We start from the raw sequence: 12,821 nt of genomic DNA, 5'->3' as shown, positions 1-12,821 counted from the left end.
ACGTGTTCTAGTTCTGGGATTCGCCGGGCCTGAAGCGGGCGCCGCAGAGCGTCCGGTTCACACCGCGGTCAGGGTTGCCCGACCAGATTCGACACCTCGCCGAGTGGCGCGCCGTCGCTGCGGGCCTGGCCGCTGGCGTTCTGCCACGATACGGCGGCCGGGTAGTTGCCCCATGTGCTGTTGAACATCCCCACGATGGCCGCGCGGCCGTCCGGCGTGACGATGTACACCGGACCCCCGGAATCACCCTTCTGGCTGACCACGCCGTTGGCCATGGTGAACCAGCCGTTGTTGACGGCCTCGACGGTGCCGCAGGTCTCCCCGGTCACCACCCCGAAGTGGCAGACCGGGGCCCCCGGTGTCGGCACCACCGCCGGATCCTCCACGAGCATCCGTCCACCCGGCAGGATGTTGTTCACCACGACGTCGCCGGCCAGTTGGATGGTCTCCCAGTCGGAGATCATGTGATTGGTATCGACAGTGGCCCCGTCGGGCGTGTTGTCCCGGAACGAACCCATGTGCCCGATGAAATTGCCGTCCCGGTCGTTCACCGGTCCGCCGGCGCGGCAATGCCCGGCGGTGAACCCGACCCGGCTGGCCGGGTCGACGAAGCCCAGAGTGCACAAATTGGTGCCCTGCCGGATCTCCATCCCGGGATACACCAGCGAACCTGCCGCCGCGGCCGTCGGAACCGGACATACCAGCAGCCCTGCCACCGGCACCCCCGCCATCGCCCGCATCGCCCCACCAAGCCAACTGTTCACGGCCGGCCTCCCTCGTTTTCGGACGTGGTGAAAGTCACCCTACCGACTTCAATATCGGCCAGGTGGCAACTTCGTTACCGGGGGTGCCCGTATCCACGGCCCGAAAACGACGACGGCCCGGACCGCGAAGGTCCGGGCCGTGCATCTGTTCTAGGTCAGGGAATCGTCAGAACCTGGCCCGGGTGAATCAGGTCAGGGTTGGCGACGCCGCTGGCATCGGCGATCTGCTGGTACTTGTTGCCGTCCCCGTAGAACCGCTCGGCGATCGCCCAGAGGGTGTCACCGGAGACCACGGTGTAGGTCCGCGGCTCGGGTGCCGGCGGGGGTGGCGGCGGCGCGGCCGGCTCGGGCGCGGCAACCGGCTCCTCGACAGCGGCCGGGGCAACCTCGACCTCGGGAGCGGCGGCCTCGGGCGCCGGTGGCGGCGGCTCGGAGGTCTCGGTCTTGGACGACCACGCGGGCCCGTCCGCGGCGTACAGCACCAGGTTGCGGTCATCCTGGAGAACGAGCTTGACGTCCTTCTTGCCCTTGGTGTCGGTGTGCCACACCGGCTTCTCGGACGTGTACAGAACGAAGTTGCCGTCGGTCTGCACCTCCGCCCGCTGCACGTCCTGGCCGTTGGTGGAAGTCGACCAGACCGCTTGGCCACGTGCTTCCAACACGAGGTTGCCATCATCCTGCAACGTCAGCGTGTACGCGCCGTTGTTGGAGGTGAGCGACCCCCCCTTCTCCAGCTTCTGTCCTTCGGTCAGTGTGTCTCCCACGCATTGCCCCTTTCTGAACCGTGATCCGGATTGTGCACCCGGCTCTGTCGACCTTACTGACTCGAAGTTTGCTTTGGTGCCATTCGGCTCGGCCCGAATTCAAACGTCAAACAAACACTGGGGAACACTGGGAACTTCGCCGCCGGAAGGCCCGGATCGCACACTCCCGGCGTGTCGCGGTTCAGGCTCGGAGGACATCCCTCCGGTGCGACCGGACCGGGTCAGCGCGAATCGTAAGTCGCGTCAATTCCTGTGCCGGCCAATGATTCTGGCGAGGGCCGGACGCTGACCCCCGGCCGACGCGGACGGGGTGGGCCGGCCCGGGAGACCGCGCTACCCGACCGGCTGGGATTCGGACACCTCGGCGGGCTGCCAGCCCGGAGGGCCGAAGACGTAGCCCAACCTGTCACGCAGCCCGCCGGCCCGTCGCACGTCGCGGGCGATCGCCACGTATTCGTGGGTCTGCAGCTTCCAGATGTTGAACGTGTTCACCGGCTTGGTCAGCCCATAGTGCGGCCGGAACACCTCCGGCTGGAAAGTGCCGAACATCCGGTCCCAGATGATGAGGATGCCCCCGTAGTTGCGGTCCAGGTACAGCTGGTCGCGTCCGTGGTGCACGCGATGATGCGACGGTGTGTTGAAGATGAATTCGATTGGCCGCCACAGTTTTCCGACGCGCTCGGTATGCACCCAGAATTGATAGACGAGGTTCACCGAGAAGCTGGCGAACACCAGCCACGGCGGGACGCCGAGCAGCGGCAACGGGATCCACGCCAGAATCTCACCACTGTTGTTCCACTTCTGCCGCAGCGCGGTGGCGAAGTTGTAGTACTCGCTGGAGTGGTGGGCCTGATGCGTCGCCCAGATCAACCGCACCCGGTGGGCGATCCGGTGGTAGGCATAGAACAGCAGATCCACCCCGACTATCGCGATCACCCAGGTGTACCACCGGTTTCCGGGCAGGTGCCACGGCGCCAGGTAGGCGTAGATGGCGGCATAACCCAACAGCGCGAGCAGTTTCCATCCGGCGGTGGTGAGGATCGACACCAACCCCATCGAGATGCTCGCCCACGCGTCGCGGGAGTTGAACGCACCGGCGGGCGCCCGTTGGGATTCGATGTGCTCCAGGCGCCGGGCCGCAACCCATTCCACGGTCAGCAAGACCAGGAAGAACGGGATCGCGAAGAACACCGGGTCCCGCATCGGCGGAGGCAGGAAGTCCAGAACGGACCTGATCATGTCCATGTAATTGTCTCTGTCTCAGCGGATTCGTCTCACCGGAAATTGAGTATCTGGCTTCCCCACGCCGCGTGCAGATCGCGGTCCAGGTCGGCGACGGTCTTGTCGTGCTTGTCGATCACCAGGGTGGCCCGGTCCTCGCGGCGGTATGGCCGCCACACCGGTTCCCCGACGGCACCCGAGGGTTGCCCGGTGGCGGCGAAGTTGACCCACCGACGACGCACCCGCTGCGACACCGCACGTCCGGGCTTGAGCCCACCCAGCTTGAACGTCGGATCCTTCGATCCGGCAACGAGATTGCCCCACACGTAAGGCAGCTCGGTGGCGTGGGCGGCGCCGAGCCGCAGCAGGCGCAGCATCGGGGTGGTGAAGTCGAAGCGGTACAGATGCACCGGAGCGACAGCGCTGTGCCCCTCGGCGAACCACAGTGTCGGCATGCGGAATCCGATGTCACGCGCCATGCCCAACCCGATCGCCTTGGGGCGAAGACCCGCGTAGGCGGAGGTGATCTGGGCTTCGGTCGGCAGTTGCAGCCCCGGTTGTTCGGCCGCGATCGCGGCGAACATGGACCGCAACGCGCCGGGGGTGATCGGCATCAGCGGCGACTTCATCCAGCGGAACACCGTGGCCTCGTGCTCGTTGGTTCCGATGATCAGCGGCACCGGGTGGGTGCGCCCCTCCCTTGCCGCCGTCACCGGATAGTCCGGGACCACGTCGCCGTCGACGACGGGGGCGAACGCCAGCAGGCCGGGCGTCTCGGTCGGAACCGCGTCGAACACCTCCTTGGCCGCGGCCAGGATGCCGGGCACCGGTGCGCCGGACAATTGCCCGACCTCGTCACCTTCGATGCCGAGGCGCTCGAGGAACTGGGCGGCCACGACCCGGGATCGCTCGACGTCGTAGACCGATGTCGCAGGGGAACTCTGCGCGATCGCAGCGCTGAACAGCCCTTCGGCGGCCGGGCTGGCCAGCAGGGTGGTGACGATCCCGCCGCCGGCCGACTCACCGAACAGGGTCACCCGTTGCGGGTCGCCACCGAATGCGGCGATGTTGTCGCGTACCCAACGCAATGCGGACAGCACATCACGCAGGCCGAGGTTGGTGTCGAAACGCAGTCCCTTCGCACCGGGACGCCCGTTGAACTGGGACAGGTCGAGGAATCCGAACGGGCCGAGCCGGTAGTTGACCGTGACCACCACGGCATCACCCTCGGCGGCCAGGACAGCCCCGTTGTAGAGCGGCTGACTTCCCGACCCCATGACATAGGCACCGCCGTGAACCCACACCATGACCGGTTTGCCGTCGCCGGCCTCGGTTCCGCTCGGCGCCCAGACGTTGAGCACCAGGCTGTCTTCGCCCTGACGCCCGCCGAGGTCGAGCGGGAGCCTCGGATCGGTGATCTGCGGGCACACCGGCCCCGATACGGTCGCGTCGGCGATCTCCTGCCTGCGCGCGGGCGGTTGCGGTGACCGCCAGCGCAACTCACCGACCGGCGCCGCGGCGTAGCGAATACCCAGCCACTGCTTGACAGTTCCGTCGTCGCTCCCGCGAACCGGGCCGTACCCGGTGTCGACGACCGGGCTACCGGGGGCCGTCACGATTCGGCCCGCTCGTCGGCACCCGGGAAACCCCTGGTGCAAGCGCGTGTCGGATCGGTCATGCGGGCTCCTCGGTGAATCTGGGCGAACTCCCCCACGGTACTCACCGGCTGTGCGGGGCCGGAAAACATTCGTGCTGGTTGCAAACCTCGGCCTGGCGTTACGGCCGTCGTAGCGTCTGCCGCCATGACCGTCACCGACATCGATCCAGCCACCACTCCCGCTCTGCTGGGCACGGCGGAGCAGGCCCTGGCCGCCGCCGAGGCGCTGGCCGGCGAGCTTGCCGCGGGCAGCGCCGAGCGCGAGCGTTCCGGAGCCTCCCTGTTGCCTCAACTGCGACAGGTTGCCGAGTCGGGCCTGTTGAGCGTCGTGGTTCCGGCCGAGCACGGCGGGCCGGGGCTGTCGGCGGCCGTCAAGGTCGAGGTGCTGCGCCTGCTGTCCCGCGGCGACAGCGCGATCGGCCAGCTGCTGCTGTCGCATTTCGTCATCGGACAAGCGATTTCAGGCCTCGGGCAACAGCAGCCGGCGCCGCGCATCTACGCAGACATCCTGGCCGGTGCGCAGTTGGGCAATGCCACCGCCGAACGCGGCACCGCGACCGCCCTGGACCGGCGGACGACCGTGACCCCGCAAGCCGACGGGACGTGGGTGCTCAACGGCACCAAGTACTACGCGACGGGTGCACTCGGCGCGAAGTGGATCGCGGTGGCCGCCGTCATCGCCGGCAGGGACGGCGAGACCGCCACGGTGTTCATCCGGCCGGATCAGGACGGTGTGACACTCGATCTGGACCAATGGTCGGCGTTCGGACAGCGCGGCACCGTCAGCGGCGAGGTGCGACTGGCCGACGTCGTGGTCGACGGGGACCTGGTCATCGAGGAGGGCGCCGCACCGGATCCGGTCGACGGGCCGCCCAGTGTGCTCGGCGCCTACGACCAAGCCCTGCACGCCGCGGTCGACATCGGCATCGCCCGCGCCGCGCTCGAGGACGGCGCCGAGTTCGTGGGCACCCGGTCACGGCCGTGGAAGGAGGCGGTACTGGCCGGGGTGACCCGCGCCGACGAGGAGCCCCACGTGGTGCGCCGGTTCGGTGAGCTGACCGCGCGGTTATACGCGCTGGAGGCCCTGCTGGCCCACGGCACCGCGGTGGTCGACGAGGGTCTGGCCGAGACCGAACTGTCGCGGGACACCGCGGCGCGCGCGTCGCTGCAAGTTGCCGCCGCCAAGGCGCTCGCACAGGAGTACGCGGTCGAAATTGCCAGTGCCATCTTCGAATTGACCGGCACCTCGGGTACCGACTCGGCGGCGAATCTCGACCGGCACTGGCGCAATGTACGCACGCATTCGCTGCATGATCCGGCCCGCTGGAAGTACGTCCACCTGGGCAACCACACGCTGCACGGCACCCGCCCGCCGCGGCTGGGCCTGGTGCTCTGAACCGGCCCGCGACAACCGCGGCGCCGCACCGAGGAGAGCTCGGCTAGGTTTGTCGGGTGCGGACCTGGGCGTTGTTGATCGCGGCCGTCGCCACGGAGGTCAGCGCCACACTGTCGCTGCGCGCGTCCCAGGACCATGCGGGCTGGCTGGTACTGGTGGTGTCCGGCTATCTGGCCGCGTTCGTGTTGTTGACCCTGGTTCTGCGAGCCGGCATGCCCGTCGGCGTCGCCTACGGCATCTGGGGTGCCCTGGGTACCGCGGCGACGGCCGTGCTGGCCGCGGTGCTGTTCGGGGACCCGTTCACCTGGCCGATCGTGGCCGGCATCGGTCTGATCATCGGGGGCGTGCTGCTGGTCGAACTCGGATCGCACCCGCCGCGGGCCGAATCATGATGTGGCTGACGCTGACCGGGGCGATCCTGGTCGAGGTGTTCGCCACGCTGGCACTGCGGGCATCGGACGGATTCCGCCGCAAGGTCTGGGTCGTGCCGGTCGTCGCCGGGTACGTGATGTCGTTCTATCTGCTGTGGCTGGCCCTGTCCTTGGGCGTGCCGGTGGGGATCGCCTACGGCATCTGGACCGCGTGCGGGGTCGCCCTCGTCGCGGTCATCGCCAAGTTCCTGTTCAAGGAGCCGCTGACCCCGGTGATGATGCTGGGCATCGCGTTAATCGTGTCGGGTGTGTTCACGATCGAGCTCGCGGGCGTCGGCCCCACCCACTGAATCGGGTACCGACGCCGGTCTCCGCGGGAGCACCCCGGCCAGCAACGCGGCCACCACCCCGGCCACCGGTACGGCCAGCAGACCGGCCCGCAATCCGGCGGCATCGGCGACGAGCCCGACCAGCAGCGGCGCCCCGAAGAAGCCGACCCGCATGAGCCACGTGACCACGGTCAGACCGGTGCCGGGTCGCAGACCGGGCAGCTGATCGGCGCCGTGCATGGCGGCGGGCACCAGGGTGGCCACCCCCAGTCCCGCGAGCGCGAACCCGGCGATCGTGGTGGCGATGCTCGGGAAGGCCAGTGCGGCCCCCATCCCGGCCGCCGCGATCGAGCCACCCACCCGCGCCACCGTGGCCTCGCCGAACCGGTCGACCAGCCGGTCGCCGAGCAGCCGGCCGATGAACATGAACCCGACCAGGGCGATGTAACCGGAGACCGCCAGCGCCGGCGGCGTGTGCAGGGAGTCGCGCAGGTACAGCGTGGCCCACGAGCTTCCGGCGTCCTCGACGGTGGCACCCGCGATGGCGATCAGCACCAGGGCCACCAGGATCAGGTACACCCGCGGCCCGGCCCTGGTCCCCGCCGCCGAAGCGTGTGCGGCCGGGTGGTCGTCATGGTCGGGGCCGGGCAGCAGGTAGCGGTAGGCGACCACGGCCACCGCGCTCAGCAGCACTCCGACCACCGAAAGCTGGATTCCGCGCGGTATTCCGAGCGCAATCGCACCGGCACCGATGAGCCCGCCGAGAATCGCCCCGGCCGCCCAGACCGCGTGCAGGGAGTTGATGATCGAGCGCCCGTGTCTGCGTTGCAGCCGCAGCCCGTGCGCGTTCTGCGCGACGTCGACCACCGAATCGCTCGCCCCGGCAAGAAACAGCGCCGCGGCAAGCATGAGCGGTGTGCCCGCGGCGCCTGCCGCGACGACGAAGGCGGAAAGGGCCACGGTGCCGATCACCGCGACCCGCGCGCTGTAGAACCGTCGAATCAGCGTCGCCGCAGTCAATCCCGCGACGAGTGCCCCGCCGGAGAACGAGGCGACGGCCGCGCCGTACACCGCGTTGCTCAGGTCCAGGTCGGTTTTGATCTCCGGATAGCGAGGCAGCAGATTGGCGAAGATCGCTCCGTTGGTCAGGAACAGCGCTCCCACGGCGATCCGGGCCCGGCGCAGCGTGGCGGTGCCGCGTTGTTCTGAGACCGGTCTGGATGCCACCGAGGCGACACTACTGGGCCGCCGGGAAAGCTAGCCGACCGCCGACACCAACCGCTCGCTGACCTGCCACAGATCGGCGGCCAGGGCCGGATCGTACGAATCGCGCGAGGAGCGGATCCGGCGAGTTCCCTCGAAGTACTCCCCCGTGACGCCGTCGAGGGCGGGATCGCCGACCAGCGCGGCGAGATTGGCTCCGGAACGTCTGGTGCTGTTCACATTGGGCAAGATCCGCAGTACCGGCATGACCAGGCGCCAAGCCAGCCGCTGGACGCTCCCATAGTTTCTGGCCAGCCCTGAACCCGGCATCAGGCCCGGATCGAATGCGTTGACCGTGACTCCGCGGGCCCCGTGCCCCAGCCGCCGGTCCAGTTCGTAGGCGAAGAGCATGTTGCAGAGTTTGGAAGTGGTGTAGCGACGCCGGCCCTCTTCACCGGTCAGGCCACCCGCCGGCGGGCGCAGCAGTTCGTCAGCTGAATTGTATTGCGGTGCAGGCATACCCGTGAACTTGTCCGGATCGTGGGTGCCGCTGCTGACCACGACGATTCGGGCCGGGGTGGTCAGGGCACCGAGCACCTGCTGTACCAGGGCGAAATGACCGAGGTGGTTGACACCGAACGTCATCTCATAGCCGTCCGCCGTCGTCGCCGCACCCGAGACCACCTGCAGCCCGGCGTTGCACACCAGCGCGGTCAACGGCGGAACCTCCAGATCCGGCAATCTGCCGGCGAAGTCGCGCACCGACCGCAGCGAGGCCAGGTCGAGTTCAACGACCGTGCTGCGTCCGGGACGGTCGAGCCGGGCCGCCGCGTCGGCCCCACGTCGGGTGTCGCGCACCGCCAGCACCACATGCCACCCCGGATCGGATTCCAGTAGTGCACGGGCACATTCGAATCCGAGCCCCGTGTTCGCGCCGGTGATGATCGCGGTCTTGCCGGTCACTTTTCCTCCAGGAGTATCGGGATGAGGGCGGTGACGGCCTGCCACAGCCGAAGGTACATGCGCGCCACGTCGGTGGTGTCGGGCTCGAGGTGCCCGGCGAAGAACACGCCGTCGGACTGCGCCACGGCGAATGCCGTGAGTTCGGCGACCACCCGATCCGCACGGCGTGGCGACACGTCGTCGGGCAACTGGCCGCGCACGGCGGCCGAGAAGCGCGAGATGGCGGTGTCCCGCACGCGGCGCACCACCGCTGTCACCGTCGGGTCGTCGCCGCGTTCCAGGGACAGCAGGTAGAGGATGCGGAGGAACTCGGGGCGCTGCGACTGCTGGTCGGCCAGGACCGCCAGCTGGTCGTCGATGCTTCCGCCGCTCGGGATGGCCGCGAAGAACCGGTCGGCTCCGCGTTCCATCACGGCCGCGAGGACTCCGTCCTTGGACCCGAAATGCCAGTAGATCGAGCTGGCCGGCAGGCCGCAGGCCTTGCGGATGTCGCTGATCGAGGTGGCGGCGTAACCGCGCGTGGCCATCAGTCGCCCGGTGGCGTCGAGGATCTGTTCGCGAGAATCCGCGCCCTGCTGTTGTCGTCTCGTGGCGGCAGCTGTCATCTGAACCCACCTCTGTAAGGATCGTTACAGACAGGCTAACAGCGCTCGCAGACACTTCGCCAGTGGCACGCTGAACCGGTGACGATCCACAGCGAGACCACCGCCGCCGATCTGATCGGGCTATTTCCACCGGGAACGCAGCAGGACGCCGACGGCACGCTGATGGTCGGCGGCTGCCGGATGGATACCGTCGCCGATCAGTTCGGCACCCCGGCGATCGTGGTGGACGAGGGCGCGTTGCGGCAGCGGGCCGCCGACTACCTCGCGGCCTTCCGCAGCCGCTGGCCACGCAGCGATGTCGCATTCGCGTCGAAGTCCTTCCCGTGCACCGCGGTCCAGCGGGTGATGGTGTCCGAAGGACTACACCTCGACGTCGCGGGCGGAGGCGAGATCCTGTCGGCGATCAAGGCCGGCGCCGACCCGGCCCGGCTGGTGCTGCACGGCAACGCCAAGACCGACGAGGAGCTCACGCTGGCCGTCGGGCGCGGTGTGGGCCTGGTGGTGGTCGACAACTTCGACGACATCGACCGGCTGGAGCGGATCGTGCCCGCCGGCCACAAGCAACCGTGTCTGGTCCGGGTGATCCCCGGCGTCGAGGCCGCCACGCACGCCTCGCAGGCCACCGGCCATGCCGGGTCCAAGTTCGGACTGATGCCCGCGGACGCCCGGGCCGCGATCGCGCGGATCGAGGCCAGCCCGCGGCTACGCATGGACGGTGTGCACACCCACGTCGGATCGCAACTGCTCAATGTCGAGCAGCTGGCCGCGGCGGTGGAACCGATCGCCGCGCTGGGCACATTCGAGGTCTACGACCTCGGCGGCGGACTCGGGGTGCGCTACACCTACGACGAGCGCCCGCCGAGCCTGGACGACTACGCCGAGGCGATGGTGGCCCAGGCCCGTGAGCTGTTGCCGCACGACAGCCGGATCATCGTCGAACCCGGTCGCAGCATGGTGGCGACCAGTGCGTGCACGCTGTACCGCGTCACCACCGTCAAACGCGGGGTGATCACCCATGTGGCGGTGGACGGCGGGATGGGCGACAACCTGGAGGTGTCGCTGACCGGCCAGCGGTTCGAGGCCACCATCGCCGACCGTGTCGGCGGCGGCGAGACGGTCAGCGTCGTCGGCAGGCACTGCGAGTCCGGAGATCAGCTCATCGACGCCGTCGCGCTGCGCGAACCGAAGGTCGGCGACCTGCTGGCGGTGCCGGTCACCGGGGCGTACTGCTACACCATGTCGAATCAGTACAACGGCGCCCGCCGGGTTCCGGTTGTGTTCGCGCACAACGGAACTGCCCGGTCGGTGGTGCGCCGCGACACCTGGGAGGACCTGCTGTCCCGCGATGTCGACTGACACGATCGCGTTCTTGGCACCAAGATTGGCAGCATGACCGCTTCGTCACCGGCCCTGCTGGAGTTGGCCCGCCGCTACGGGGTGGCCGCCGAGTTCGACGACTGGACCGGCCGGCGCACCGACGTCCCGGAGTCCACGCTGGTGGCCGTGCTCGAGGCGCTCGGCGTGCCGGCCGGCACTGAGCAGATGCGAGCCGACGCCCTGGCCGCCCACGACCGCCAGTACTGGCAACGCGCTCTGCCGCCCATCGTGCTGGGCCGGGCGGCAGTGGCGTCGAGCTTCTGGGTGCACGTCACCCACGGGGATCCGGTCGACCTGACGCTGTTCCTCGAGGACGGCACCGAACGCAGCGGTCTGCGACAGCTGGAGAACAACCGCCCGCCGTACGACCTCGGGGACCGGTTGGTCGGTGAGGCCACGTTCGAGCTGCCTGCGGACCTGCCGCTGGGCTATCACCGGCTGCGGTTGCGGGTCGGCGAGTTCGATACCGAAACCCCCGTAGTGATCTCCCCCGCCACGCTGGAACTGCCCGCCCGGCTGGGCCGGCGGCGAGCCTGGGGCCTGGCTGTCCAGCTGTACAGCATTCGCTCGAAAAACTCCTGGGGCACAGGCGATCTCACCGATCTGACCGATCTCGCGGTGTGGTCGGCGGCCGAGCACGGCGCCGGGTTCATCCTGGTCAACCCGCTGCACGCGGCTGCCCCCACCGCACCGATGGAGCCCTCGCCGTACCTGCCCACCTCCCGGCGCTTCGGCAATCCGCTCTATCTGCGGGTAGACGCCATCCCGGAGTTCGCCACGGTCCGGCACCGCGGCCGCATCCGGGCGCTGCGTACCGCGCTCAACAGGCGCGCCGACCGTGACGCGACCATCGACCGCGACGCGGCCTGGCAGGCCAAACGCACCGCGCTGGAACAGGTGTACCGGGTTGAACGCTCGGCGGGCCGGGATGTGGCGTACGCCGCCTATCGGGCCCGGCAGGGTCGCAGCCTCGAGGATTTCGCGATCTGGTGCGCGCTGGCCGAACAGTACGGCGCCGACTGGCACGGCTGGCCCCACGCGCTGCAGCATCCGGCGAACCCTGAGGTGGCCGCGTTCGCGGCGGCCGATCCGCAGGCGGTCGACTTCCACCGGTGGGTGCAGTGGCTGCTCGACGAGCAGCTCACCGCGGCCCAGGCCACCGCGGTACAGGCGGGGATGGAGCTGGGCGTCATGAGCGACCTCGCCGTCGGCGTCGATCCCGACGGAGCCGACGCCTGGGCCCTTCAGGATGTGCTCGCACTGGGGGTCACGGCGGGCGCACCGCCGGATGAGTTCAATCAACTCGGGCAGGACTGGTCGCAGCCGCCCTGGCGACCGGACCGCCTCGCCGAGCAGGCCTACGAACCGTTCCGGGCAGTGGTCAACATGGCGCTGCGGCATTCCGGCGGGGTACGCATCGACCACATCATCGGCATGTTCCGGCTGTGGTGGATCCCGAAGGGGGCCGCACCGACCGAAGGCACCTATGTGCGCTACGACCACGACGCGATGATCGGCATCATCGCGCTCGAGGCGCATCGCGCAGGCGCCCTCGTGGTCGGCGAGGATCTGGGCACGGTCGAACCATGGGTGCGTGACTATCTGCGCGAGCGGGGCCTGTTCGGCACCTCGATCCTGTGGTTCGAGTCCGACGAGTCCGGAGGACCCTTACCCGCCGAACGCTGGCGCGAGTACTGCCTGTCGTCGGTGACCACGCACGATCTGCCGCCGACACCCGGATACCTGGCCGGCGAGCACGTGCGGTTACGGGAACGACTGGGGTTGCTGACCCGGCCGGCCGATCAGGAGCTGGCGGCGGACCGCACCGCGCAGACGGCGTGGCTCGACGAGCTGCGCCGGGTCGGGCTGCTCGGACCCGATCCGGATACCGATCAGATCGTGTCGGCGCTCTACCGCTATCTCGGCCGCACTCCCTCGAAATTGCTGGCGCTGTCACTGGCCGACGCGGTCGGCGAGGTGCGCACCCAGAATCAGCCCGGAACCACCGACGAATACCCGAACTGGCGGATCCCGCTGGCAGGTCCCGACGGCCGGCGAATTCTGCTCGAGGAGGTGTTCGCGGATCCGCGGGCGGCGGCGCTGTGCGACGTGATGGCGTCGATCACCGCCCGCCCGGACCGCGACCGTATGTAACGCGCGGGGCGTCCGCT

Annotated in this window: 12 protein-coding genes; 5 read left to right on the top strand and 7 right to left on the bottom strand. The window is 69.0% G+C overall.

Translation table 11 applies throughout. From position 1 onward, the window contains the following. Positions 1–68 precede the first annotated feature (68 nt). The 4 genes from EH231_RS07825 to EH231_RS07810 form a co-directional block, all read right to left on the bottom strand. Positions 69–731, bottom strand: coding sequence for an Rv1815 family serine proteinase (locus tag EH231_RS07825; protein ID WP_090433394.1), 663 nt, complete (start codon positions 729–731; stop codon positions 69–71). A 188-nt stretch (positions 732–919) separates the two neighbouring features. Then, positions 920–1,528, bottom strand: coding sequence for a LysM peptidoglycan-binding domain-containing protein (locus EH231_RS07820; RefSeq protein WP_090433143.1), 609 nt, complete (start codon positions 1,526–1,528; stop codon positions 920–922). A 333-nt stretch (positions 1,529–1,861) separates the two neighbouring features. Continuing rightward, positions 1,862–2,773 (bottom strand): sterol desaturase family protein, encoded by a 912-nt coding sequence (locus tag EH231_RS07815; protein ID WP_124712191.1) that lies wholly within the window; start codon positions 2,771–2,773, stop codon positions 1,862–1,864. Positions 2,774–2,802: 29 nt separating this feature from the next. Continuing rightward, a complete protein-coding gene (locus tag EH231_RS07810; RefSeq protein WP_241177907.1) occupies positions 2,803–4,365 on the bottom strand; it encodes a carboxylesterase/lipase family protein in 1,563 nt (520 codons plus the stop codon). A gap of 186 nt (positions 4,366–4,551) precedes the next feature. Between EH231_RS07810 and EH231_RS07805 the strand changes: the two genes are divergently transcribed. The 3 genes from EH231_RS07805 to EH231_RS07795 are packed head-to-tail and all read left to right on the top strand — an operon-like array spanning position 4,552 to position 6,523. Continuing rightward, a complete protein-coding gene (locus EH231_RS07805; RefSeq protein ID WP_090433138.1) occupies positions 4,552–5,802 on the top strand; it encodes an acyl-CoA dehydrogenase family protein in 1,251 nt (416 codons plus the stop codon). Between the two features lie 56 nt (positions 5,803–5,858). Further along, positions 5,859–6,194 carry a DMT family transporter gene (locus EH231_RS07800; RefSeq protein WP_044518839.1) on the top strand — a complete coding sequence of 112 codons (336 nt, stop codon included), beginning with the start codon at positions 5,859–5,861 and terminating at the stop codon, positions 6,192–6,194. Then, a complete protein-coding gene (locus EH231_RS07795; protein WP_164481170.1) occupies positions 6,194–6,523 on the top strand; it encodes a DMT family transporter in 330 nt (109 codons plus the stop codon). The genes EH231_RS07800 and EH231_RS07795 overlap by 1 nt, the downstream gene beginning before the upstream one ends. Here EH231_RS07795 and EH231_RS07790 read toward each other — a convergent pair. Genes EH231_RS07790 through EH231_RS07780 form a run of 3 tightly spaced genes read right to left on the bottom strand, consistent with a single transcriptional unit; the run spans position 6,467 to position 9,273 of the window. Continuing rightward, positions 6,467–7,729, bottom strand: a complete 1,263-nt coding sequence (locus EH231_RS07790) for an MFS transporter (RefSeq protein ID WP_090433134.1) — start codon at positions 7,727–7,729, stop codon at positions 6,467–6,469. The two genes, EH231_RS07795 and EH231_RS07790, sit on opposite strands and share 57 nt — an antisense overlap. Positions 7,730–7,759: 30 nt before the next feature. Continuing rightward, entirely contained in the window at positions 7,760–8,668 is a 909-nt protein-coding gene (locus EH231_RS07785; protein WP_124712190.1) for an SDR family NAD(P)-dependent oxidoreductase, read from the bottom strand. After that, a complete protein-coding gene (locus EH231_RS07780) occupies positions 8,665–9,273 on the bottom strand; it encodes a TetR/AcrR family transcriptional regulator (RefSeq protein ID WP_124712189.1) in 609 nt (202 codons plus the stop codon). The genes EH231_RS07785 and EH231_RS07780 overlap by 4 nt, the downstream gene beginning before the upstream one ends. Before the next feature lie 78 nt (positions 9,274–9,351). On the opposite strand from EH231_RS07780, the gene lysA reads away from it, so the two are divergent. Beyond that, a complete protein-coding gene (lysA, locus tag EH231_RS07775) occupies positions 9,352–10,629 on the top strand; it encodes a diaminopimelate decarboxylase (RefSeq protein ID WP_241177906.1) in 1,278 nt (425 codons plus the stop codon). A 33-nt stretch (positions 10,630–10,662) separates the two neighbouring features. After that, positions 10,663–12,804 carry a 4-alpha-glucanotransferase gene (malQ, locus tag EH231_RS07770; RefSeq protein WP_124712188.1) on the top strand — a complete coding sequence of 714 codons (2,142 nt, stop codon included), beginning with the start codon at positions 10,663–10,665 and terminating at the stop codon, positions 12,802–12,804. The last annotated feature ends 17 nt before the right edge of the window (positions 12,805–12,821 follow it).

Source organism: Mycolicibacterium nivoides (assembly GCF_003855255.1).
Taxonomy (GTDB): Bacteria; Actinomycetota; Actinomycetes; order Mycobacteriales; family Mycobacteriaceae; genus Mycobacterium; species Mycobacterium nivoides.
The sequence above is the reverse complement of the archived record's forward strand: the minus strand, read 5'-3'. Positions and strand labels throughout refer to the sequence as shown.